Raw genomic sequence first — 22,220 nt, 5'->3', positions numbered from 1 at the left:
TTTCTCTCTTCAACTGTCGAACGTTGCTTAGAATTCATACAGACACTCTCCTTCTTGGATTTGATTTTGAGCCCATAATAATTTCTGATAATACTGGTTGGACTTTTTGTATTGTTGAGAGGCTTCTAAGGCTGTCGCAATTTCTAGTGAGATATCCTCTATATAAGAGTATAGGCTAAGTTTTTCCAAATAATCAATGGTTTTTTGCAGTTGGTCTTCATTGATTTCCTGAACATATAAAGCATCCAGATACTCAAACATATGACAGAACAGCTGGTCTTCATGCTTCTTTGCAGCCAATTTCCCATCTTCTAATATGCGCAGGGCATCCGCCTGTTCATTCTGTCTAAAAAGCAGCTTCGCCAGCGTATAAAGCGTATGCGGAAGCGTTGGGAGCAGCTCTTTGCGGGCAAGATCAGCGGATTCCGTTAAATATCGTTCCGCTTCCTCTCTATAGCCAAGCTCGCCATAACATTTTCCTAAATTATAGAGCGCTGAACTGTATATGCGCGGGTGATCAATTTGAGATGCGAGCTGTTTTGCCTTTTTTAAATGAGGCAGCGCCCGGTCTTTTCGTTTTAAATCTTGATAATTTCCTGAGATGACAAAGAGACATTGAATGATGCGAATCGTATACGCATCATGCTGATCGTATATTTCCAGCGCCTTTAAAATATGGTGCATGGAGACATGTGTTTGTTTCATTATATAGTAGGCTTCTGCCACTTTAAAATGAAACTCTGCCTGCTCAATATCATCAAATACCATGGACAGCTGCTTTTCTGCGACTCGATAATATTTGACGGCTTCTAAATATTCTTTTTGACTAAATTCATGCATGCCACGAAAAAATGCATGGTAATAATGCAGCATATCAGATAACTCATGATTGGAGTTTTCGATTTTATCGACTAGATTAGATACTGAGAAAGGTTGATATTTTGAAGGGTGTATATAGTCAAGCATGATTTGGTGCCGAAAACACATGAGCTGATAATAAATCAGTAAATGCTGGTCCTCTTCCATCTGTTCAATTTCCGCTTCAACTTCCGCTTTCAAGATTTCCGCATCTGGAACACTGAACTGCCGTATCATTCGATACCATTCATTAATTTTCATACCTACATGTGAAGATAGAACCTTCCCCATGTTCCGAAATTACCCCTTCCTTTTCGGTCTAATATTACATATTTTAGCACGCTTCTTGACCGCCAAGCACCGCAAAGAAACCGCAAACATAAAAAAGAGACGAACTGAAGCACGATTTTTTTGAAAAAGATGATTTTTTCATCGTACAGACACAGACAATCCCTCCTTCACATACATTTGAGGATATAGGCAGCGGCCTAAACATGGTGGAGGTGAAAATCGTGGCAGGAGTATTTACAGCGATGGGATTGATGGTCAAAGAATTGGTGTTTTTAGTGTCCTATGTCAAAAACAATGCCTTTCCACAGCCCCTTTCTGGAGATGATGAAAAAAAATACTTAGCCCTCATGGCACAGGGCGATGAACACGCAAGAAACATGCTGATTGAACATAACCTTCGGCTCGTCGCCCATATTGTAAAGAAATTTGAAAATACCGGGGAAGACGCTGAAGACCTCATCTCCATCGGGACGATCGGACTCATTAAAGCCATCGAAAGCTATTCCTCTGGAAAAGGAACAAAGCTGGCAACGTATGCGGCGCGGTGTATTGAAAATGAAATTCTCATGCACTTACGCGCGCTCAAAAAAACAAAAAAGGACGTCTCCTTGCATGACCCCATCGGTCAGGATAAAGAAGGCAACGAAATTTCATTAATTGATGTCTTAAAATCCGAAAATGAAGATGTGATCGATACCATTCAGCTCAACATGGAGCTTGAAAAAGTAAAGGAGTATATCGACATTCTCGACGGCCGAGAAAAAGAAGTGATCGTCGGCCGGTTCGGCCTTGATTTAAAGAAAGAAAAAACGCAGCGGGAAATAGCCAAAGAGCTTGGGATATCGCGGAGCTATGTGTCACGTATTGAGAAGCGCGCGCTGATGAAGATGTTTCATGAGTTTTACCGGGCGGAGAAGGAGAAACGGAAGCGGGAGAAAGGGAAGTGAGCGGAAAACTTCATAGAGGACTACTTTTCAATAAAAACAGGCCCTCATAAGGTCTGTTTTTATTTTGCCCTTCAAATCTGAAAAGTATATAATTAATATACTTGTATGACAAATAACAATACCTATTGAAAGGAGTGATTTTTATGAAATTCAATCCTGTTTCTAATAAAAAATTATATATACAGATTTATAATCAAATCCTTTCAGAAATACAGTTAGGCTCTTTTAAAGTAGGAGATAAACTTCCTTCTGAAAGAGAACTATGTGAACAATTTGGCGTCAGCCGTGCACCCGTCAGGCAAGCTCTCAGTGCATTAGAAATGAATGGTGTCATTTACTCCCGTCAAGGAGAAGGTGTGTTCGTTAAAAATACGACCATCACCACTGAAGGGACTCTTTCTATGAAATCAGCATCTCCTGAAGATATTGTGGAAGCCCGAATGCACATTGAGCCTTTAATTATCCATTTTGCGGCTTTGAGAGCGACCGATCAAGAGATTGAGGAGCTTAAACAGACGATAAAAAAAATGGAAGAAGAAACACGGTCGGGTGTATATGTTCCTGAAACCGACGAACAACTACATATGGGCATTGCAAGAGCGTCACATAACGATTTATTTGTTACCTTTATGTCTTCTATTACGAATGCTATGAAACAACAGGAAATGTGGAGATTTATTCGTGATCGGACTGTTACTCGTTCAGATTATCGAGAGATCAACTTTCAAGAGCACAAAATGATTATAAAAGCACTAGAAGAGCGGAACGCATCAGAAGCCGTAACGCGGATGACTGACCATATGCAAAATTTATATGATCGCTACTGGAAAAGCTAATCTCTCCGCTTATACACATTTTAAAAAAAGTTCTTTTAAAACAAATAAAGGCGTCTAACCGCAAGTCGAACTTGTGAGTTATGCGCCTTTGTTTTTCATTTCAACGTTTTTTTGATTCTAAGCATTTTTCGCATATTCCGTATAAAACCTTAACACCTTCACATCCATGAGCTGTATCAATCATTTCCTCACATTCTTTGCACACAATCGTGTTTTGCGGCACATTTGATTTCTTTTCCATCCTCATATCAGCTCCTTCGTTTTGATATTGTTTTTCGCTTAAACACTTTTACCATTGTTCTTTGTGAATGAAATGGACTCTTCGATGCTGGATTTGTTGTTTGCTTTGACGACCAGTGCTTTTCCTGACTGTTTCACTAAGAGTACAATAATAAGAGAAGCAAATATCATGCTGATACCTAAGAAAATCATACTTATGTGAAAAGAACCTGTTACATCTTTAATATATCCGACTATATAAGGTCCAAAAAATCCACCAAGATTTCCAATACTATTAATCAATGCGATGGCCCCACCCGCTGCTGCGCCTGTTAAAAAAGATGGGGGGATTGCCCAAAATGGAGAATAAGCGCCAAAAGCTCCACACAATGCGATTGTTAAAAATACAAATGACAAGATCACACTTGTGCTAGCCATAAAACTACTTATGATCATAGCAATCGCACTAACAGTTAAACAGGCAGATACATGCCAGCGTCTTTCATTTTTCTTGTCAGAATGATTCCCAACTAGCACCATGACCAAAATGGCAAAGGTGTACATAAGACCCAAAAGCCACCCCATCCCTTGAGTACTCAAAGAAATTGTGTCAGATAACCCCTTTGAGATCGTCGGTAAGAACATGTTAATACCGTAGAACCCAACCATCCAGCAGAAATAGCCTGCCGATAAAATGAGTACATCTCGATCTTTTAAAGCTTGAACGAAGGTATACCGCTTGACTTGTTCTTTTTCAAGTCTTTCTTTTGTTGTGACATGAATAAGCCACTCTTTCTCATCATTATTCAACCACTTTACTTCTTCAATTTTGTCATCTAGATAAAAAAAGGCAATGACACCAAGAATAAGAGCTGGGATGGCTTCTAAAATAAATAACCACTGCCAGCCGGACATATCCAGCCAATTCACCCCTAAGAGAAAGGTTGAGAGCGGAGCGCCAACTGCATTTGCCCCTGGGATTGCCAGCATAAATCCAGCGATGGCTTTGGCGTGGTGTTTTGTTTGATAGAAACCGCTCAAATAAAACACCATACATGGATAAAAACTGGCTTCTGCTGCGCCTAATAAGAAACGCGCCGTGTAGAACTGCCATGGTTCTTGTACAAAAGCCATTAAAATCGCAATAATAGCCCAAGTCACCATAATTCTGCTGATCCATTTTCTAGCACCTATCTTCGACATAATCGCACTGCCCGGAACCTCTAGTAAAAAATAACCTAAAAAGAAAATTCCCGCCCCGAGCCCAAATACAGCATTTGAAAATCCTAAATCTTCATTCATTTGCAGAGCAGCAAATCCGATGTTCACACGATCTAAAATGGCGATAACAAAACATAATGACAAAAACGGGATTAGTCGAAGTGTAACCTTACGAGTCGTAGATCTCTCCAATGCTTGTTGATTCAAGCTGATTCCCCCTTAACTTAGCTTTTGTCTGACTATACTTGTGAGCTCTCACATTATAAAGCGCTTACAAATGTACAACTGATAGAAAAGAGTGAGGCATAGTCTATGCCCAACTCCATTCATATCACTAGTCCATATGCGAACCACCATTAATATCTATCTCTTCCCCTGTGATATAGGAGGCTTCTTTCGCCGCTAGGAACGCAATAGCAGCCGCAATTTCTTTCGTTTCACCTGGGCGGCCAATCGGTATACTGTCAATCACCTTTTTTGCTTCGCCATTAGAAAGCGACTTCCAGATATCAGTATTCACTAGACCTGGAGCTACACAATTGACAGTGATTCCATCCTTTCCTACTTCACGGGCAAGGTTTTTGGAAAAGCCTAGGACGGCGGCTTTGGAAGCAGAGTAATGCGCACCGCCAAATACACCGCCTCCTCTTTTGGCTGATACAGAAGACAGGTTGATAATACGGCCATATCTTTGTTTTTTCATCGTTTCTAGAACTGCTTGTGTACACAAGAACAAGCCGAACATATTCACACTGAATATTCTTGTCATATCCTCTAGTGTCATGTCCTGAACTGTTACTTTTTGAGAAATACCTGCGTTATTCACTAATATGTCAATTCTGCCGAATGACACAAGTGTTTCTTTCACCATCTGGTCAATCGATTCTTTATTTGTGACATTTACTTCTATACCGATTGCTTTACCACCGGCATTTTTAATCGCTTCTACAGTACACTGAATTCCCTCTTGATTGATATCTGCTACAACGACTGAAGCGCCCTGCTCGGCTAGAGTGAATGCTATGGTTCTCCCAATTCCCTTTTCAGAACCGCTGCCTGTTACGATCGCAACTTGATTTTTTAGGGTAAACATGGCTAATTCCTACTTTCCTATGAAATTGTTCAGCATTTCTTTAGCTGTTTTGATTATATTTTCGATGGTAATGCCATTGATCTCCAAAAGCTTTTCATAAGGTGCGGATTCTCCAAAACGATCTTGCACACCGATTCGTTTGACTCTCCCCCGGCCTTCCTCTGCCACTATCTCACATACAGCACTGCCTAATCCGTTTAGAATATTGTGATCCTCTATAGTAATAATAGGTCCAATATTCAGACACTCCATGACAGCTTCTCGATCTAAAGGCTTGATCGTATGCATATCTAAGAGGGTTGCATAAATACCTTGTTTTTCTAATTCCTTGACTGCTTCTAAGGCAAGATGTACTGTATCTCCATTCGCTATAATCGCGATATCTTTACCAGACTTTACTTTCTTTGCTTTGCCGATGATAAATTCTTCATTTTCATCATATATCATCGGCACAGCATCTCGGGTGAAACGCAAATACATTGGACCATATGTTTCTGCTGCCTGTTTGATCAATTTTCTTGTTGAGTAGTAGTCAGCTCCCATGATCACTGTCATATTGGGAAATGATCTTAAAACGCCCATATCTTCTATCGCTTGATGACTCCCTCCATCATTTCCTGGTGTTAATCCACCGTGGGAGCAGGCGATCTTTACATTCAAATTGGGGTAACATACTTCTTGCCGAATTTGTTCTGCCATACGCAACGAGCCGAAAACTGCATAGGTGCTGATAAATGGGATTTTTCCAGTTGTTGCAAGACCAGCTGCCAGGCCGGCACCATTTTGTTCAGCAATTCCGACGTTCACATGCTGATTAGGAAGCTGCTTTATAAATTCTCCTGTTTTGCATGACTTTCCGATATCAATATCTATGACATAAATTTGTTGATTCTCTTTTCCTAATGTAACTATTTCATCACCGAAAGCTTCACGTGTCGCTTTTTTCTTAGTTACTGCTTTTTCAGTTTGACTCATGATTTTAAACCTCCTGCTAGTTCCTCTAATGCCTGCTCATATTCTTCTTCATTTGGCGCAACACCGTGCCATGAACAGATATCTTCCATATAGGAAACACCTTTGCCCTTAATGGTATCGGCAACAATACATTTTGGCTTTCCATTTTTCGTTTTTGTTACTTCATTCAGTGTTTCTACAATGTCTTCCATTGAGTGTCCGTCAATTCGTTTTGTTTCAAATCCGAATACTTCAAACTTCTTTTCGATGTCTTGAAGCGGCATAATTTCTTCGCAGAAGCCATCAATTTGCAGGCGGTTATTGTCTACAAACACAATTAAGTTATCCAAGTGATATTTTACTGCGGTTTGGACGGCTTCCCATATTTGCCCTTCCTGACATTCTCCATCTCCCACCATGACAAATACCCGGTAATCTTTTTCATCCCTTTTGCCTGCAAGTGCCATACCAACGCCGCAAGAAAGTCCTTGACCTAATGAGCCTGTGGAGATATCAATTCCCGGACATTTCTTCATATCAGGGTGACCTTGAAAAGGTGAACCGTACTGCCGTAATTTGTATACGTTTTCAAAAGAGACATAACCTTTTATAGCTAGAGCTGCATATTGAATAGGTGCCACATGTCCTTTCGATAAAACAAAGCGATCTCGATCTTCCCAATTTGGTTTTTGGGGATTGATATTCATTTCTTTAAAATAAAGGGCGGTAATGATATCAGCAGCTGATAAGGAACCTCCTGGATGACCCGATTGCGCTTCGTAAATCATCGTTATCGCCGTTTTTCTAAGCTCGATGGCTTTTGCTTTGAGTTCTGCCACACTTCTGTCTTTCATTCCGATCACCTCGATTATTTTTTAAGTTACAACTTGAATTCTTAGTTACTTGTCCACTTGTATGACAAGTGGTTTATGAGATCACTATACAATTCTTGAAAGCGTTTGTCTATCTATTTTTTGAATTTTTAAATAAAATATTGCTTTTCTCGATACTTAGATTCAGCACTCTATTTTAAATGAAATAAAAACACCACCCTATCATCTGGTGATGTTTTACATTTCAACTATGCTATTCTCTTTTAGAAAACGCTCAAAAAGCTTATGGCCTTCCTCTTCAATCAGTTCATCTTCAATCAAATATTCTCCAATCAATAACCCAAGATCCTTCCACTTCTCATATTCTTTTAAAAGCGTTATCCCGTAACTTTTCTGATCAAAAAACAATAACCATCTTCCTGTTTCTAAACTCTTAAAAAACACGCCTTCATAATCACAACCATGTTCATCATATCCTACATGTAAATGCATACTCTCATCTAAACTATGTATCCTTTCATCTGTACACACTTCACCTTACTCCCCTACCTTTTCACATCATGCTGAAAATGAATATTCCTCAACTCGACCCATTCAACAAGATCGGATACCTTTTTTGTCGTCACAAAATGTTGAACGATTTCATAAGCCTGATTACGATCAACATAGCTGCATGATGGCACATACAATGGTGATCCAGCAATCAAATGCTCGATCGTTTCGATCTTTTCTACCTTTTGAAAAGGGACTAAAAAATCTGGATATCTGATGATAAAGAATCCATACGGTTCAGTATAAAAGAAAACTAGACTTTCACTTTCTCCATCTTCCTCTATCTCAATGGAAGATTCCCCGTTACCTTGTTTCCAATACTCTTCACCCTCCTGAAAGAAGATTCTTTTCATGAATTCTTCTCCAGGTTTTTCTATCGGAGCTCCTGTAGGCCCGTAGTATAAAAACATCAATATCGCTCCTTCATGCCTATATCAATTTGGATTTAACCAATTGTTCTATTCCCCTCAAAATCATAAAAGGCTTGTGTTTGTTGGTTTAATTTTAGCATGTGATATAGCTTTGGGTTTAGCTTTTGAAAGGTTTGAGTGCTGACCCATTTTACTTCTTCAATATCCTGATCCGGATCTAGAATGTTCATCTCTCCCCCGATCATTTCCGCAAAGAACGTAATGATCAGCGCATGATGTTTTTTATCTTGAAAGAACGCTTCTCGAACCGAATGAAGTTCATTTACTTTGACAACATACCCTGTCTCTTCTTTCACTTCGCGGATGACAGCCTGCTGCAGGTGTTCACCTTTTTCCACAGCACCGCCTGGAAGTTCCCAATATCCCTTTACATTCTTGACCGTTAAAAGATTTTCTTCCTCGTCATAAATAATAGCTGAAACTACGTCTACTCGTTTCAAATAAATCCCCCTCAACATTCTCCATTCACATCAATTGCCCGATATATGACACGAACTGTTCATTTTATCATTCTTATTATACTGGTTGTGCTCGTGGGATTTACAGGAAATATCGTTTCTCTTTTGAGACAAATCAAAGCGTCCAACGAGAAAATCATCCAACTGTTAGAACAGCAAAAACCGAAAAAATAAAACCTCACGCATCTAGCAGGAGGTTTTTGCCATAGGAGAAATCTTCCCCTTACTAATCAAATAACATATTTCTGATTCGCCGAATATAATGAAGCGCAATATGAGCAAGACATAAAATGAGCCCAATCATCGCAAGAATATAGATGGGCAGCATCAAACCAGGTACATAGTTTACGACAAATCCCAAACTAAACGCTGTCAGCATATATATGCTGATCAACCTCATCAACACCATTCGAAGCCCTCCCTTTCTACAATCACTTTAACATATTTTCCCTTCATTCTCATAATTGGATTTAAAAAAGATGCGAATCCTTTAAGACTCGCATCTTTTTTACGTATTCAATTCACCTTTTTCGCCCGTGCTTCCTTCCACTGCTCAAGCTCCGATACTGTTAGTAACTGATATCCTTGTTTGGTCAATTCCTTGATGATCGTGACAGCCGCGTTGGCAGAGGTGTCATAGATGTCGTGCATTAAGACGGTTTCTCCGCTAGACGCATGTGTAAGAATGTAGTTGGCAACGTATTGGCTGTTGCGATATTTCCAATCTTCGGGATCTACATCCCAAAGCGTAACTTTCATGTTGACAGCCTCATTGATCTGCCCGTTTGTTCCCCCATATGGCGGTCTAAAGTGAGTCGGTGTGAATCCGCCTGCTTTTTCAATGATTTGCTGCGTATCTTCTACTTGTTTGATGGCTTGTTTTAATGGCAGTCTTGTGAGTAAAGGGTGGTTATAGGAATGATTTCCGATTTCATTTCCACCTTTTCTGATTTCACCTAGCATATCGGGATAATATTGAACCCTGCTTCCTAACACAAAAAATGTTGCATGTCCTTTGTTTTCTTTTAAAGCTGTTAAGATTTTTGAGGTCGTTGATGGATTTGGTCCATCATCAAATGTAAGGGCAATGGCTTTTTGATTTGGGTTGAATACTCCCTGTTTTGGCAGTTTTACAATCTTTCTTTTTGCGATCGGTTCTTTTTTCTCGTTTTTGTTCTTTTCTTTATTGATGTATTCTGGCTTTAACATTCCTTTAAGCAATGTTTTCTTAATCGCCAGCACTTGAGGACCTTTCTTGTCTGGTGCAATTTGCCCTGCTGGGAAGTAGAATTCAATAAAACGATCTTTGATGGCAAAATACTGATAATGCTCTTCCTCAGGAGATGTTCCTTGTTTAAGCAAATGCTCGTTTTCCGCAAGAGAGCGATCTTTTTTTAACTCCTCAAATGTCATTTGAGACAGTTTTTGCAGACTTTTTTTCTTTGATAAAAATAGATCATCTATTGATAAAAACTGCTGTTTCTTGAAATCAAAATTGAATATCTTCGTTTCATGTGCGCCTTTTACTCCGCCTTTCCATTCATATATATTGAATTTGATCGCAGCAGTTTGTTTGGCATAATGAGTAATCTCATAATCTATGTTTAATTCGTATCGATGATCTTCATCGACATCACTTGCTTCACTAAACGATGTTTTGAATTTGTCCAGCGCTGTTTCTGCAAATCTTTTCATCTCTTGATCTAGCTTTTTTTGATGAAACACAGGATAGTTCACAGCATATCTCAAGTATCTCCCGTCATTCACGAGGGTCACAATTTCAACTTCTTTATAGCTCGCATCTGGTTCTACCTTCTTCTTCTCTGTCCCGCTTGCCTGCTGATTATGATAAAACGCAGCGATTCCGATGATCATCGCAAGTCCGCATAGGACGAGACTGACTTTCCATTTAATTGACACAATGATTCTCCTCTCGTGATGCCGTCATGCCTGAATGACGTGTGTTTGTAGGATAGACTTTGCATGCCCTCTTTTTAGTTTGCAAATCACACAATTGTCACATTTTCGACACATTTTTGGAGAGGAATAAAAAAAGGACTTGATTTCTCAGTCCTTTAATTACTTTTGCATATATAGTTGAAATAATTTCGTTTCTTCATCAATGGAACGCGCTCGATCAAATGCCGCTCTGACTGTCTTTGTATTGTTAATAAGCTCGTACAGCATGGTCAGTACAAAGATAAATGCTGCATTCCCATCGATGTAATCGTCCGGTGCCGAATAAGATGCAGCCCCTGCCTCTAAGAAAGCATCTGCTAGATTTTTCTCTCCTAGTGTGCAGCCTGTAGAGATGACATGAACTCCTTCTAATGAGGCATACCGCTTGATTTCTTCCGCTCCAAAGGCAGTATCTCTAGGCTCCTCATCTTCGTAAACATCTTCCCCTAATTCAGGCATGATAAATGCTCCTTCTTCACCATGAAACGATAAAAGAAGGTAATCTATTTCCCCTCTAACTCTATCAGATAACACATGAATCAGATCATTCGGTCTTCCAATCCAATGCATATCGACTTTCACGCCGAAGTTTTCAAGTGCTGCACGCAGGGCAAAAGATTCCAGCTCACTATTGGGTCCTGCTGCTAATATGATACGCATGGCCTGTTGATCCACTTCTATCTCCTCCAGACTATGATAAAAATAAAACCATTTTTTCCTCATCCGCATATGTATCAGTCCATTTTAGCGCTTTTTCTTCGACAGCGTACGACTCAAATCCAGCGGAGCGATAGAGGCGCTTGGCTGAGTGATTAGTTGTCACCACTGATAAATACATTTGCTCGATATCCTGCCGTTCTCGCGCAAAGGAAAGAACTTTTGTCATCAAGGCCTGGCCAGCTCCTTCTCCGCGGGCACTAGGTGTTACATACATCGCTGTCAGATTCGCTCGGTGTTTTAACTTCTGCAAGGTTTCTTGGATGAGCGTGACTGCCCCCACAAGCTGCCCTTGATGAAAAGCGCCAAAAGTCCACATAGATTTCGCCGTAGCAAAACGCGCTTTATATTTATCCTTTGTATTGATTTGCTCTTCCTCATAGCTCATCGCAAAGCCCTCTGGATTTAATCGCAGTGCTTCTAGTCTGAGTGCTGCATATTCTTCAGCATCATCTGGTGTTAACAATCGAATATTCAGAAAATCGCCTCCAAAAGAATGATGGATACTTCTAATTTTATCTTGAAAGGAGATTTTGATCAAAGGATATTGGCCCCTCTGCACATATCTCTTTACCTATATGCAAATTAGACTCGCTTTCCCACCTGTAAAAACAAGGTATTTCCGATCATGTTTACGTGTATTATTCTAGCAAAAACGATTCTTTTCTCACTTATCTTTTCACTTTATTTATATTAATCTATAACTAATTCATGAAAAATATGAAAAAAAAGGATTGCGATGAACTAAAAGATATCTTAAGATATAATAGTAATAAAAATACAAAAAAGGGAGGAATTTGATATGACAGAAACAAAAAACGAAATCAAACTACATGTTCTTTTTGGTGCTTTAGCAGTAGGATTCCTTATGCTAGCTCTTTTTTCCTTCTCGCTACAAATGCTGCCCGTTGCTGATCTAGCAAAAGAATTTGGTATTCCAGGCAGTGTTGCTGCTGTTGTTCTGAACGTGGTTGAAGCGGGCGGGGCTGTTACAACAATTGTCTCCATTTTAACTGCTGTAGGATCAGGTGGTCTTTCTCTCATTGCAGCGGCTGGTAAAGAGACAATTCGCCAGTACCTTAAAAACGAAATTAAGAAAAAAGGCCGTAAAGCTGTTATTGCTTGGTAATTCAATTTTATGACCCAATAGAAGGAGACTTTGTTCTCCTTCTATTTAAATTTTTATGCAGGTGAGAAGATGTTATATCCATTATTATCACTACTTTTATCAATTAGAATGAAACAACAATATTCAAATCTAGCTCAGTTTATAATACGCAGGGTTCCATTTTTCAAATCGTTTTCTTCTAAACAATACATATTATTTTCTTGCATCCTTGATATTTTATTCGGATGCCTGATTGTATTCGTTATTTCTTCATATCTTTACTCCCCGGTCTATCAAATAGAATGGGAAAGTGCTTTTGTGATATTTTTGTTCCTTTTCTCTATTGTCAAAGGAATTGAATCTTATAGAAGAACACATATTCTTCCTTTTGAAGAGTTGATACAGCTTGCACCTATATCCGCGAGACACCTTTTTCAAACGCTTTTGTTTTCTGAGTTGGTATGGCTTCTATTTACGAGCTTGAGTACTTATTTGATCTATTTTCTCTTTCAATATTTCATTGCTCAAACACATGACTGGATATTCTGGTTGAAGCATCTCAATGTTATATTGACAGGCTTCTTACTTTTTATCGTCAGCAATAAGATATTTGGTGCTTACATCTATAACATTGTCGTAAAAAAAATTGGGATCATCCGTGTTCTTTTTTTCACAAGCATCTCTTTACTTTTTTTCTTATGTGGAAGAGTTCTAATATCGAACATTGTTTTCCCTTTTTATTACACTTTCCGACAACTTTTTCAATCAATTTCTTCGCTTGCAGAAGATGCGTTTTGGATTACACTTTCAAACAACTTGATGTCTTTATATCAGAATAATCTTCAACAAATCCATCATGCTTTATTTTCACAGGATTCGGTATTTCTACAATTTCTAGCGCTTTTTACTTCACCTGTCACATTTCTCGTGGTGATATTAGTGGCAACACTCGTCATGAAGACCCCTGTTCGCTGGATTCCGACTGGAAAAGAGCATGATCAAAGCTCAAAACATTTTAGAGATTTATTTTATTGGTACTTTCAAGCACTTGATAAAATTCAGAGCTCGCTGTTTCAAAAGAATATGCTGATTCAAAAAGACCTTAAGGTGCTAAAAGAAAAAAGGTGGCTGCTGTCTAAAGAGTTTTTTAATTATATGTTCATGTCGTATGAAGCCTTCTTCTATGTCGGGGTTATGACCGGCTTGATCTCGCTTATTGATCATCAAGCCTTGCAAATTCAGCTATTATTCACATTAAATGTGATGATTTTAGCTAATCAAACATATGAAATGAGAATGCTGACCCCTTCTATATTTTCTTTGAGTGCTGAAAAAAAGAATATTTGGCTCTATGAGCTTTCTCAAACATCTCTTATGCAATTTTTCTTATCAAAAATCCAGTTATTTTATTGTTTATTTTCCATACCGTCACTCTTTCTACTGTTCATTAATCTATCAATCATAAGTGTATATCACCTTTTTGATGTTCAGATACTCATTCAATTGGTGGCATTGGGGATTGGCTTTTTCATTTTTCCATTGATTCAGTTGTATTTGTTTCCATTCACAACGAAATTCAATTTTATTCACGAGCATGAAATAGGGACAACCAATGAAGAAATAGAAGTTATCGATAAAGGACAAGCCTTTGCAAGGAATTTTCTCGTGTTGCCTTTCATGTACTATATGATCTTGACCTCTTTTCTACCTATTTTGCAGCATTCTACAAGTCTCATAAGCGTTCTGTTTGCTTTATATTTTGTGATCGTTTCAGTAATTTGCTGGGTGTTATGCCGAAAGACCATCTATAAAGGGATTGAATATGTTGAAAAAAATAAGATGTTTTATATCGGAGAATAGACTGATTCTACGCCTCGGTTACCTCTACGCTGCTATCTTTATTGCAGCTGTGCTAATCGGAAGCCTTCTTCCTTATGATCAGATTCCTTATCTTAAAAAGGATGAAGAGATGTTTTTTCTATCTATTTTCTTAAACAATTTACAAGTTGGAATGGCAATATTAGGCATTGGAGCTTTTACAGGCGGCATCATGTCTGCAGGCATTCTTTTTTACAACGGCTACATTATCGGCAAACTCGTTCAGTATTTGATTGTCAATCACGAAGCGCAGCAGCTATTTACAGGATTACTGCCTCATGCTTTTGTAGAAGTTCTTGGATTAATTCTGTTCTCAATCGTCAGCTCTTATCCTTTTATTTATCTTTATCGATTTATAAAAGGAGAAACGATTGAATTAAAAAAACTGACCCTAACTGTGCTTCAATTGATTTTTGCAGCAGCCGTTCTTTTATTCATAGCATCTCTTTTAGAGCAATACGTTAGCCATGTACATCTACCTTAGAAGAAAGGAGAATGTGGTTCCATGGAGCTACTTCTACGACCTAAGCAATTTTTCAATCAAAATCAATCGATTAAAACCATTGTAGGCCTCGTCTTACTATCATTATTTGTGTCGACTGTCTTTTTAACATTTTTTATTATTGATTTGTTAGTAGATAAACCTTTATCCACTGGGAAACAACTTGCCAGCATTATTTTTATCTTTTTGCTGACAATCCCGCTTTATTTCATTTTAAATTTTCTCAGTACTGTTCTAACTTCTATTTATATGTATTTTTTTCATAAAGCTTTTATTTTACGCAAAATGTATCTTGTTATTTTGGTTTATAATGCATTTCTTTTATTAGTGAATAGTGCAGCGATCTATTGTGTGATGGTGTTACAATTAGATCACTATTTTCTCTTGATTCAAATAGTTTCCTTCTTATTCAACTTATATCTTTTACGCATCCTTTATGATGGAATTATTTACTATGCTGAAGGATCAAAAAAAGCTGCCTTAGCAACTGTGATCTTGTATATGCTTGTGACGACTGCATTTGTTATTGGAGGATTCATCAATGGCTAAACTTCAAGTGTCTCAGCTATCTTTTCGCTATGAAACAACAGAAGAGACTTCTCCCCTTCTCGATCATGTGTCATTTGATCTGAAAGAAAGTGATCGAGCTTGTATTATTGGAAAGAACGGCAGCGGTAAATCGACACTTTTAAAGATCATCGCAGGTCTGCTTCCTTCAGCATCAGAAACGATTTTACTTAACGAGCAGCATCACCCTGGAATGGCTCAATATAAAAATCTAGTAGCGTACATTCCAGATAAACCTTTAGTTTATGATGCGCTCACTGGTTTCGAGCATATGGAGCTTATCCAGTCTTTATGGAAAATGAAAAAGTCGGAAAAGGTTTTATACAAAGAGACCTTTGTATCGCTTTGTGATGCATTTGATTTAACTCATGCCCTAAAGATGCCTGTCAAACAGTATTCTTTGGGCATGAGATATAAACTTTTTTTAAATTGTATGCTGGCAAGATCTCCAGAGCTGATTATTCTTGATGAGCCTTTTACCTCTCTTGATGAAGCCTCTCAAATACAATCGATTTCTTTATTAAAAAAAGAATTCTCACATCGATGTGTTTTATTTACAAGCCATCAGCGCTACCTTTATTCAGAATTAGGAAATCGTTTCTTTCAGCTGGATCAAGGACAATTAAATGAAATGGAGCATTAGACATACAAAAGGCATCCTTTAAAAGGATGCCCCCTTCATTACCACTTACAGCGCTTCACCGGACGGCAGCAAGGGTTTTTGATATCACTGCCGCAATCGTATTCTTCTACAATGTACTCGTTGTGAGTCGATTCAGTGACCGGATAGTAGTTTTCGATTCTTTTGATGTTTTTATTGACGTTTGTGATATGCGTTGGGTGAATTTTTCTGATCGTTTGTTCATTCGTTCTTGTGTTGACAATTTGACGTGTGGGGAAAACAACCGTTTCGTCTCCTCCTTGGTTTCCTCTGCGAGGTCCAAAGAAGAAATCATCTAATCGATTTCGGCTCATCTTAACACCCCTTCAAGTTGTCTTTCACTTACACTCTATCGTATGTCAGAGTTACCTTTCGTGATTAGATGCATGTCTATTTTAAAAAAAATCCACTTTCTATCTATTTTTCTCTTTCTTTACAAAAGGACAATTTTAACATATTATACAAATGATATCTTACGAAGACAGGTCATCCATGAAAATTAAAACATCAGCTCTTTTTATTCAATGCATTTTTTCCACTCATTATCAAATAAGAGGTGAACGATATGATCAACACGACACAGCCATTCGAACGAAACAAGCTAGACATTGCACTTGAACTAACTCAATTACATCTGAATCAATATCAAACAAACCATCCTGATCAGCTGAGTGAAATCTATGCGAAATATTACGCGCTGCTTGAAGTGCTGGATTTGTCTTCCTATGATCAATTGATTGATTTACTGCCAGATGAGCTTAAACAGACACTTGAGTAAAAAACCATCTACCCACATGGGATAGATGGTTTTCTTTATTTATACACGAGCTGCCATATCGGTTTCGATTTGCTCTAAGCTTCTTCCCTTTGTCTCGACTAGCACAAATCGGGTGAATAACAGCCCGATTAAGCAGATGACTCCGAATGAGGAGAAAATGACCCCAAAGCTGAATTGATCAGCCAAAATAGGGAAAACGAGTCCAACTGCTAACGATCCGGTCCAGTTAAAGGCAGAAGAGATACCTGCTCCGATACCTCTGACAGAAAGCGGGAAGATTTCGCCGATGATGATCCAAGTGATCGGTGCCCACGAGAAGGCATAGCACAAAATAAAACAGCAAAGCGAAATCAATGTTACCCAGTTTAAAATTCCTTCACTGACGCCAAGTGCCCCTAATGCGGCGGGAGCAAAGAAAGAAAGAGCCATGCCCGATCCTCCTACGGTGAGAATCGTTCGGCGGTCGAAGCGGTCAACAAATTGTAAAAAGATCACGGTCGTGACGACAAAAATGACACCGACAATGACTGTAAAACCTGCGGCAACCTGAGGTGCAAGCCCTACATTCCGAGCGATACTCGTTGCATAATAGACAATGGAGTTCGCGCCTTGAATTTGCTGAAGGGTTGCCATTCCAACCCCAATGAAAAGAGCCATTCTGAATTTCTTTTGAAACAATTGACGAATCCCCGAGCGTTCTTCTTTGGCGACTTCTAAAATTTCCTGCATTTCTGATTCGATTTCTTCACGGGAAGAACGCAGTGATCCTAATACTTCCCGTGCTTTATGAGCCATTCCGTGTTTAATCAAATATCTCGGAGATTCAGGAAGCTTCAGCATGCCAATATAAAGCACGATCGCAAATAAAGCGGCACTTCCCAGCATCCAGCGCCAGCTGTCTGGGATGGGTTCAAACACAAACGCGACAATATAGCTGAGCAAGAGTCCAGTTACAATCATGAGCTGATTGAGTCCAGATAATTTCCCGCGGATTTTAGCAGGAGCGATTTCAGACATGTAAGCCGGAACCAATGATGAGGCTGTTCCTACTGCTGTCCCTAAAAAGATTCGAGCGATGGTGAGTGAAATCTCTTCTGGTGCGACAGCTGATCCGATCGCCCCGACAAAAAAGATCACGGATGAGACCAAAATGAGTTTTCTGCGGCCAAATTTATCCCCTAAGAGACCGCTTAAGATGGAGCCAATGATGGCCCCGCCCATTAATGAAGAGACAACGATTCCAAGCCATAATGGGCTGAGCTGAAATTCTTCCTGAATATGTCCTTCCGCCCCTGCAATAATACCAATATCATATCCAAATAAGATGCCTGCAAAGGACCCGAAAAAGAAGATAAATTTGCTTGACACTTTTTTCTCCAAGTGGATGACCCCCTCACTTAATTAACCGCTTTCATTTCACCCAGTGCTTCTACTGTAACCAGTAGAAGACCTTTCCCCCTTCTATAAAACCACATATTCTGCATTGACTAGCTTTGCAAAATGAACAATTTGATCAACCGTTAAATTGAGAGACACGACTGTATGGTGGCCTCCGCCTTCTTTAATCCATGCTTTGACGCCATCCTGAAAATTCGGTTTGATTTTCCACAATACACGCGCAACTGGTAAATGAGGTGCTGCTTCCTCTGGCTCAAAGGCTTCGACTTCTTGTATGAGCCATTTAAAATGTGTTCCAAAATCAGCAATGGAAACAACGACACCATCGCCTGCTTTTCCATCAAACACAAGACGTGCTGGATCTTCCCGGTTTCCGATCCCAAGTGGAGACACGACAATGACAGGTTTTGTATGAGCGAGCGCTGGATCTACTTCCAGCATATGAGATTGCAGCACTGCTTCCTCTCCAGACGTCATTTCATATGTGTAGTCCTCCATAAATCCAGTGGATTGATGATGACTCATCACCTTTAATAAGCGGTCCAGTGCGGCCGTTTTCCAATCACCTTCCCCCGCAAAGCCGTATCCCTTTGCCATCAGCCTTTGTACCGCAAGTCCAGGCAGCTGCTTCATCCCATGTAAGTCTTCAAAGTTTGTTGTAAAGGCATTATAGCCGCCTTCATCTAAGAAACGTTTGATGGCGATCTCATATCGCGCCTGCACCTTGACACTTTTTTCCCACTCTTCAACTGAATACGCCCCATAATTCACATCATATTGCGTTAAATACTCAGCAAATAATGCATCTACCTCTTCGTCTTCTACTGCATTTACATATTCGACGAGATCGCCTATTCCAAAGTAGTCAACGGTCCATCCTAATTGAATCTGCGCTTCGATTTTATCGCCTTCTGTCACAGCCACATGCCGCATGTTGTCACCAAACCGGGCTACTTTGATGTGAAAGCTCTCATGATAGGCTGCCGCAACGTCCATCCAATCAGCAATTTGCTGCTGCACTTCCGGCTTAGACCAATGACCGGTCACAATTTGGTTTTGTTTATTTAAACGTGCATTGATATAGCCATATTCTCTGTCTCCATGTGCGGATTGATGGAGATTCATATAGTCCATGTCGATCGTGTCCCACGGAATCTTTTCATAATATTGTGTAACAAGATGCAAAAGAGGCTTTTGCAAAAGACTAGTGCCGCGTATCCACATTTTTGCTGGAGAAAATGTATGCATCCACGTCATCACACCGACAACTTCATCGCGATAATTGACCTCTTTCATAAGCTTTGTGATTTGATCGGCACTGACAGCCAGTTCCTGCAAGATCACTGGATAAGGAAGTAAACCGCTCTCATTTAAAGCATCCGTCATCTTTTGTGCATCTGCTTTTACTTTTTGCAGTGCTTGATCACCATATAAATGCTGTGACCCAACAATAAACCAAAACTCTTTTTTCAGGCTTGTTAACATAGATATCCCTCGTTTCTTTATGTTGAAGGTTTTTGTCCGTAATACGCATGATTTCCATGTTTTCTTAAGTAATGTTTATCTAAAATTCGCTGCGGCAATGGCTCAGCAAATTCGTTCAATTGCTTGGCAAAAAGATTCATCTTGGCGACTTCATCTAAAATCACACTGTTTGTGACCGCACTTTTAGCATCCTTCCCCCATGTAAATGGACCATGCCCTTGAAGCAATACACCCGGCACCGCCATCACATCTAGGTTTCTTTTCTCAAACGTTTCGATGATCAGCTTGCCCGTTTCTACCTCATAACCCCGATTGACTTCTTCTTCTGTTAGAAAACGAGCGCACGGAACGGCGCCGTAAAATGTATCGGCATGTGTTGTGCCCATTGCTGGTAAATCAAGTCCTGCCTGCGCCCAAACGGTTGCCCACATGGAATGGCTATGTGAAATACCTCCAATTTCCTCAAAGTGTTTATAAAGAACTGCATGTGTGGCTGTATCTGACGAAGGACTGAATTCCCCTTCCACCACTTCACCATCAAAGTTCACCACGACCATATCTTTTGCTGATAGTTGGTCATACGCTATGCCGCTCGGCTTAATTACAAACAAACCACTGTCACGATCACATGCACTGACATTACCCCATGTAAATTTCACAAGTCCGTATTTTGGCAAATCTAAATTTGCTTGATACACTTCTTCTTTTAAGCGATCTAGCATACCGTCGTCACTCCTTTCGTTGGCATGAGATGTGCTACCGCCGCTTCTTCAATCGCAAGCCCATTTTGATAGCGCTTTAAAAATTCGTTAAAGCCTTTGACATCGAGTGGATCGGGCTCTATGAGCTCTTCTGATGTATGGGCAAATACGCGATGGGTGAGAAATTCAGCCAATGTTTGCTGATGATGATGGACCATATATGAAGCAAGGACAGCCATCCCAAACGCACCGCCTTCTCCAGCTGTTGAAACAACTGATACAGGTGTATTCAGCGCTGCGGCAACCATTTTTTGTCCAACGAGTGGTGTTTTAAATAATCCCCCATGCCCTAGTAAGCGGTCAATCACTACATGTTCCTGTTCCTTTAACCGGTCCATGCCTATTTTCATTGCACCAAAAGCGGAGAACAAATGGGTTCGCATGAAATTAGCGAGGTTAAAGCGGCTTTCAGGAGACCTGACAAAAAGAGGTCTTCCTTCTGGCAGTCTCGTAATATTTTCACCAGAGTAATAGCCATAGCTTAAGAGTCCGCCGCCATCTCGATCTGCTTCTAAAGCTTGCTGCAATAAGGATTCGTATAACCTTTCTGACTCCACTTGAAGGCCAAGTGCTTCAAATGTCTCTCTGAATATATTCATCCAAGCGTTTAGGTCACTTGTACAGTTATTTGCATGAACCATGGCAACTGGCAGTCCATCCGGCGTCGTGACCATATCCACTTCTGGATACACACCTTTTAGATCCTGCTCCAGCACAATCATGGCAAAAACCGACGTCCCAACAGAAATATTCCCGGTCCGTCTTTCTACACTGTTTGTCGCCACCATTCCCGTTCCAGCGTCACCTTCCGGCGGGCAAAATGGAATGCCTGGCTGCAAATGTTTTCCTTGATCCAAAATGGCTGCCCCTGCTGCCGTTAACACGCCAGCTTCTTCGCCTGCTAAATAGACACGCGGCAGAAGGTGGCGAAGCTTCCACGGATAGCCTTTTTCTGCAATCAATGCTTCAAATTGCTGGAGCATTTCTTCATTGTAGTCCTTCGTTTGTTCATCAATCGGAAACATCCCTGACGCATCGCCAATACCAATGGCCTGCTTTCCGGTTAACAGCCAGTGAATATATCCTGACAAAGTGGTCATATATTCTAATCGGGATAGATGTTTTTCATCTTCTAATACCGCTTGATACAAATGGGCAATGCTCCATCTTTCTGGAATATGAAATTGAAATACGTCTGTCAGCTTTTGACTCGCCTCGATGGTCGTTGCATTCCGCCATGTTCGGAACGGAACGAGAACCTCTCCTGTATGATCACATGCCACATAGCCATGCATCATCGCTGATACCCCGATTGAGCCAATGATTTGAATGGTCACACCATACTTTTGCTCGGCCTGTTCTTTCATCTCTCGATACGCCACTTGCAGACCTGTAATGATATCAATTAAGTTATACGTCCATATTCCATCCTGGAGAAAACTTTCCCATTCATATGCACCTTGTGCAATTGGCTGAAATTCCTCATCTATTAAAATTGCTTTAATTCGTGTTGAACCAAATTCAATGCCTAAAGATGTCCGTCCTTCTTTCAAGGCTTTGGCCGTCTCTTTGTGATCCACTCTACGTTCACCCCCATTTTTGATAGCGGTTTCATTTTTCTTTTTCTAGATTCATTGATTCTCTGGTACAATCACAATATAATATTTGTACGTACATATGTCAATAATAAATATAGTTGTACATACATAATAC

Annotated in this window: 26 protein-coding genes; 8 read left to right on the top strand and 18 right to left on the bottom strand. The window is 39.9% G+C overall.

Going from position 1 to position 22,220, the window contains the following annotated elements; genetic code table 11:
- Positions 1-27: 27 nt before the first annotated feature.
- Positions 28-1,149: a response regulator aspartate phosphatase gene (locus tag M1D84_RS07030; protein WP_024427938.1), complete on the bottom strand. Its 1,122-nt coding sequence runs from the start codon at positions 1,147-1,149 to the stop codon at positions 28-30.
- A 218-nt stretch (positions 1,150-1,367) separates the two neighbouring features.
- On the opposite strand from M1D84_RS07030, the gene sigK reads away from it, so the two are divergent.
- Together sigK and M1D84_RS07020 are read left to right on the top strand one after the other, a co-directional pair.
- Positions 1,368-2,096 carry an RNA polymerase sporulation sigma factor SigK gene (gene sigK, locus M1D84_RS07025; RefSeq protein WP_034738387.1) on the top strand — a complete coding sequence of 243 codons (729 nt, stop codon included), beginning with the start codon at positions 1,368-1,370 and terminating at the stop codon, positions 2,094-2,096.
- Between the two features lie 134 nt (positions 2,097-2,230).
- A complete protein-coding gene (locus M1D84_RS07020) occupies positions 2,231-2,932 on the top strand; it encodes a FadR/GntR family transcriptional regulator (protein WP_024423055.1) in 702 nt (233 codons plus the stop codon).
- Between the two features lie 100 nt (positions 2,933-3,032).
- Here the strand turns inward: M1D84_RS07020 and M1D84_RS07015 are convergent, their stop codons facing one another.
- The 12 genes from M1D84_RS07015 to M1D84_RS06960 form a co-directional block, all read right to left on the bottom strand.
- Positions 3,033-3,173: a GapA-binding peptide SR1P gene (locus tag M1D84_RS07015; RefSeq protein ID WP_117590472.1), complete on the bottom strand. Its 141-nt coding sequence runs from the start codon at positions 3,171-3,173 to the stop codon at positions 3,033-3,035.
- Positions 3,174-3,211: 38 nt separating this feature from the next.
- Positions 3,212-4,579 (bottom strand): MFS transporter, encoded by a 1,368-nt coding sequence (locus M1D84_RS07010; protein ID WP_024423056.1) that lies wholly within the window; start codon positions 4,577-4,579, stop codon positions 3,212-3,214.
- A 127-nt stretch (positions 4,580-4,706) separates the two neighbouring features.
- Positions 4,707-5,465 (bottom strand): SDR family NAD(P)-dependent oxidoreductase, encoded by a 759-nt coding sequence (locus M1D84_RS07005; RefSeq protein WP_044332162.1) that lies wholly within the window; start codon positions 5,463-5,465, stop codon positions 4,707-4,709.
- Positions 5,466-5,474: 9 nt separating this feature from the next.
- Positions 5,475-6,440: a transketolase family protein gene (locus M1D84_RS07000; protein WP_024423057.1), complete on the bottom strand. Its 966-nt coding sequence runs from the start codon at positions 6,438-6,440 to the stop codon at positions 5,475-5,477.
- Positions 6,437-7,273, bottom strand: a complete 837-nt coding sequence (locus M1D84_RS06995; RefSeq protein WP_024423058.1) for a transketolase — start codon at positions 7,271-7,273, stop codon at positions 6,437-6,439. The genes M1D84_RS07000 and M1D84_RS06995 overlap by 4 nt, the downstream gene beginning before the upstream one ends.
- A gap of 216 nt (positions 7,274-7,489) precedes the next feature.
- Positions 7,490-7,783: a DUF3986 family protein gene (locus M1D84_RS06990; protein WP_238549978.1), complete on the bottom strand. Its 294-nt coding sequence runs from the start codon at positions 7,781-7,783 to the stop codon at positions 7,490-7,492.
- Positions 7,784-7,797: 14 nt separating this feature from the next.
- Positions 7,798-8,214 carry a hypothetical protein gene (locus tag M1D84_RS06985; protein ID WP_024423060.1) on the bottom strand — a complete coding sequence of 139 codons (417 nt, stop codon included), beginning with the start codon at positions 8,212-8,214 and terminating at the stop codon, positions 7,798-7,800.
- A gap of 35 nt (positions 8,215-8,249) precedes the next feature.
- Complete coding sequence (locus M1D84_RS06980) at positions 8,250-8,675, bottom strand: NUDIX hydrolase (RefSeq protein ID WP_024423061.1); 426 nt, start codon at positions 8,673-8,675, stop codon at positions 8,250-8,252.
- Between the two features lie 244 nt (positions 8,676-8,919).
- Positions 8,920-9,102 (bottom strand): hypothetical protein, encoded by a 183-nt coding sequence (locus tag M1D84_RS06975; protein ID WP_073206386.1) that lies wholly within the window; start codon positions 9,100-9,102, stop codon positions 8,920-8,922.
- 107 nt (positions 9,103-9,209) lie between these two features.
- Positions 9,210-10,613, bottom strand: a complete 1,404-nt coding sequence (locus tag M1D84_RS06970; protein WP_024423063.1) for a polysaccharide deacetylase family protein — start codon at positions 10,611-10,613, stop codon at positions 9,210-9,212.
- Between the two features lie 159 nt (positions 10,614-10,772).
- Positions 10,773-11,327, bottom strand: a complete 555-nt coding sequence (locus M1D84_RS06965; protein WP_024423064.1) for a hypothetical protein — start codon at positions 11,325-11,327, stop codon at positions 10,773-10,775.
- A 16-nt stretch (positions 11,328-11,343) separates the two neighbouring features.
- Positions 11,344-11,910 carry a GNAT family N-acetyltransferase gene (locus tag M1D84_RS06960; protein WP_332284117.1) on the bottom strand — a complete coding sequence of 189 codons (567 nt, stop codon included), beginning with the start codon at positions 11,908-11,910 and terminating at the stop codon, positions 11,344-11,346.
- Between the two features lie 261 nt (positions 11,911-12,171).
- On the opposite strand from M1D84_RS06960, the gene M1D84_RS06955 reads away from it, so the two are divergent.
- The 5 genes from M1D84_RS06955 (at position 12,172) to M1D84_RS06935 (ending at position 16,067) form a co-directional block, all read left to right on the top strand.
- Positions 12,172-12,498, top strand: a complete 327-nt coding sequence (locus M1D84_RS06955) for an uberolysin/carnocyclin family circular bacteriocin (RefSeq protein WP_024423066.1) — start codon at positions 12,172-12,174, stop codon at positions 12,496-12,498.
- A 918-nt stretch (positions 12,499-13,416) separates the two neighbouring features.
- Complete coding sequence (locus M1D84_RS06950; RefSeq protein ID WP_247721560.1) at positions 13,417-14,337, top strand: hypothetical protein; 921 nt, start codon at positions 13,417-13,419, stop codon at positions 14,335-14,337.
- Positions 14,300-14,839 (top strand): stage II sporulation protein M, encoded by a 540-nt coding sequence (locus M1D84_RS06945; RefSeq protein WP_226014623.1) that lies wholly within the window; start codon positions 14,300-14,302, stop codon positions 14,837-14,839. Before M1D84_RS06950 ends, M1D84_RS06945 begins: the two co-directional genes overlap by 38 nt.
- A gap of 21 nt (positions 14,840-14,860) precedes the next feature.
- Positions 14,861-15,406 carry a hypothetical protein gene (locus tag M1D84_RS06940; RefSeq protein ID WP_024423069.1) on the top strand — a complete coding sequence of 182 codons (546 nt, stop codon included), beginning with the start codon at positions 14,861-14,863 and terminating at the stop codon, positions 15,404-15,406.
- The gene (locus tag M1D84_RS06935; RefSeq protein ID WP_024423070.1) at positions 15,399-16,067 is read left to right on the top strand and encodes an ATP-binding cassette domain-containing protein; all 669 of its coding nucleotides are present in this window, start codon (positions 15,399-15,401) and stop codon (positions 16,065-16,067) included. Before M1D84_RS06940 ends, M1D84_RS06935 begins: the two co-directional genes overlap by 8 nt.
- Positions 16,068-16,105: 38 nt before the next feature.
- Here the strand turns inward: M1D84_RS06935 and M1D84_RS06930 are convergent, their stop codons facing one another.
- A complete protein-coding gene (locus tag M1D84_RS06930; RefSeq protein WP_024423071.1) occupies positions 16,106-16,399 on the bottom strand; it encodes a spore coat protein in 294 nt (97 codons plus the stop codon).
- Positions 16,400-16,650: 251 nt separating this feature from the next.
- Here M1D84_RS06930 and M1D84_RS06925 point away from each other — a divergent pair, with 251 nt between their 5' ends.
- Complete coding sequence (locus M1D84_RS06925; protein WP_024423072.1) at positions 16,651-16,863, top strand: hypothetical protein; 213 nt, start codon at positions 16,651-16,653, stop codon at positions 16,861-16,863.
- A 39-nt stretch (positions 16,864-16,902) separates the two neighbouring features.
- Here M1D84_RS06925 and M1D84_RS06920 read toward each other — a convergent pair whose 3' ends face one another.
- The 4 genes from M1D84_RS06920 to M1D84_RS06905 all read right to left on the bottom strand — a co-directional run bounded on the left by M1D84_RS06920 (position 16,903) and on the right by M1D84_RS06905 (position 22,087).
- Complete coding sequence (locus M1D84_RS06920) at positions 16,903-18,243, bottom strand: sugar porter family MFS transporter (RefSeq protein ID WP_024423073.1); 1,341 nt, start codon at positions 18,241-18,243, stop codon at positions 16,903-16,905.
- An 81-nt stretch (positions 18,244-18,324) separates the two neighbouring features.
- Positions 18,325-19,746, bottom strand: a complete 1,422-nt coding sequence (araA, locus tag M1D84_RS06915; protein ID WP_024423074.1) for an L-arabinose isomerase — start codon at positions 19,744-19,746, stop codon at positions 18,325-18,327.
- A gap of 17 nt (positions 19,747-19,763) precedes the next feature.
- Positions 19,764-20,468, bottom strand: a complete 705-nt coding sequence (locus tag M1D84_RS06910) for an L-ribulose-5-phosphate 4-epimerase (RefSeq protein ID WP_024423075.1) — start codon at positions 20,466-20,468, stop codon at positions 19,764-19,766.
- Entirely contained in the window at positions 20,462-22,087 is a 1,626-nt protein-coding gene (locus tag M1D84_RS06905) for a xylulokinase (RefSeq protein ID WP_024423076.1), read from the bottom strand. The genes M1D84_RS06910 and M1D84_RS06905 overlap by 7 nt, the downstream gene beginning before the upstream one ends.
- Positions 22,088-22,220: the final 133 nt, after the last annotated feature.

The sequence above is a fragment of the Bacillus sp. PK5-006 genome (assembly GCF_054161415.1).
Note: the sequence above shows the minus strand (reverse complement) of the source record. Positions and strands in the feature narration are given on the sequence as shown.

Excerpts from the sequence above, each read along its gene's own strand:
- M1D84_RS07005 (WP_044332162.1), bottom strand. The coding sequence starts at position 5,465 with ATGTTTACCCTAAAAAATCAAGTTGCGATCGTAACAGGCAGCGGTTCT.
- M1D84_RS06925 (WP_024423072.1), top strand. The coding sequence starts at position 16,651 with ATGATCAACACGACACAGCCATTCGAACGAAACAAGCTAGACATTGCA.
- M1D84_RS06995 (WP_024423058.1), bottom strand. The coding sequence starts at position 7,273 with ATGAAAGACAGAAGTGTGGCAGAACTCAAAGCAAAAGCCATCGAGCTT.
- M1D84_RS06930 (WP_024423071.1), bottom strand. The coding sequence starts at position 16,399 with ATGAGCCGAAATCGATTAGATGATTTCTTCTTTGGACCTCGCAGAGGA.
- M1D84_RS07000 (WP_024423057.1), bottom strand. The coding sequence starts at position 6,440 with ATGAGTCAAACTGAAAAAGCAGTAACTAAGAAAAAAGCGACACGTGAA.
- araA (WP_024423074.1), bottom strand. The coding sequence starts at position 19,746 with ATGTTAACAAGCCTGAAAAAAGAGTTTTGGTTTATTGTTGGGTCACAG.
- M1D84_RS06955 (WP_024423066.1), top strand. The coding sequence starts at position 12,172 with ATGACAGAAACAAAAAACGAAATCAAACTACATGTTCTTTTTGGTGCT.
- M1D84_RS06975 (WP_073206386.1), bottom strand. The coding sequence starts at position 9,102 with ATGGTGTTGATGAGGTTGATCAGCATATATATGCTGACAGCGTTTAGT.
- M1D84_RS07015 (WP_117590472.1), bottom strand. The coding sequence starts at position 3,173 with ATGGAAAAGAAATCAAATGTGCCGCAAAACACGATTGTGTGCAAAGAA.
- M1D84_RS06940 (WP_024423069.1), top strand. The coding sequence starts at position 14,861 with ATGGAGCTACTTCTACGACCTAAGCAATTTTTCAATCAAAATCAATCG.
- M1D84_RS06945 (WP_226014623.1), top strand. The coding sequence starts at position 14,300 with ATGTTGAAAAAAATAAGATGTTTTATATCGGAGAATAGACTGATTCTA.
- M1D84_RS06985 (WP_024423060.1), bottom strand. The coding sequence starts at position 8,214 with ATGTTTTTATACTACGGGCCTACAGGAGCTCCGATAGAAAAACCTGGA.
- M1D84_RS06910 (WP_024423075.1), bottom strand. The coding sequence starts at position 20,468 with ATGCTAGATCGCTTAAAAGAAGAAGTGTATCAAGCAAATTTAGATTTG.
- M1D84_RS06935 (WP_024423070.1), top strand. The coding sequence starts at position 15,399 with ATGGCTAAACTTCAAGTGTCTCAGCTATCTTTTCGCTATGAAACAACA.
- M1D84_RS07030 (WP_024427938.1), bottom strand. The coding sequence starts at position 1,149 with ATGGGGAAGGTTCTATCTTCACATGTAGGTATGAAAATTAATGAATGG.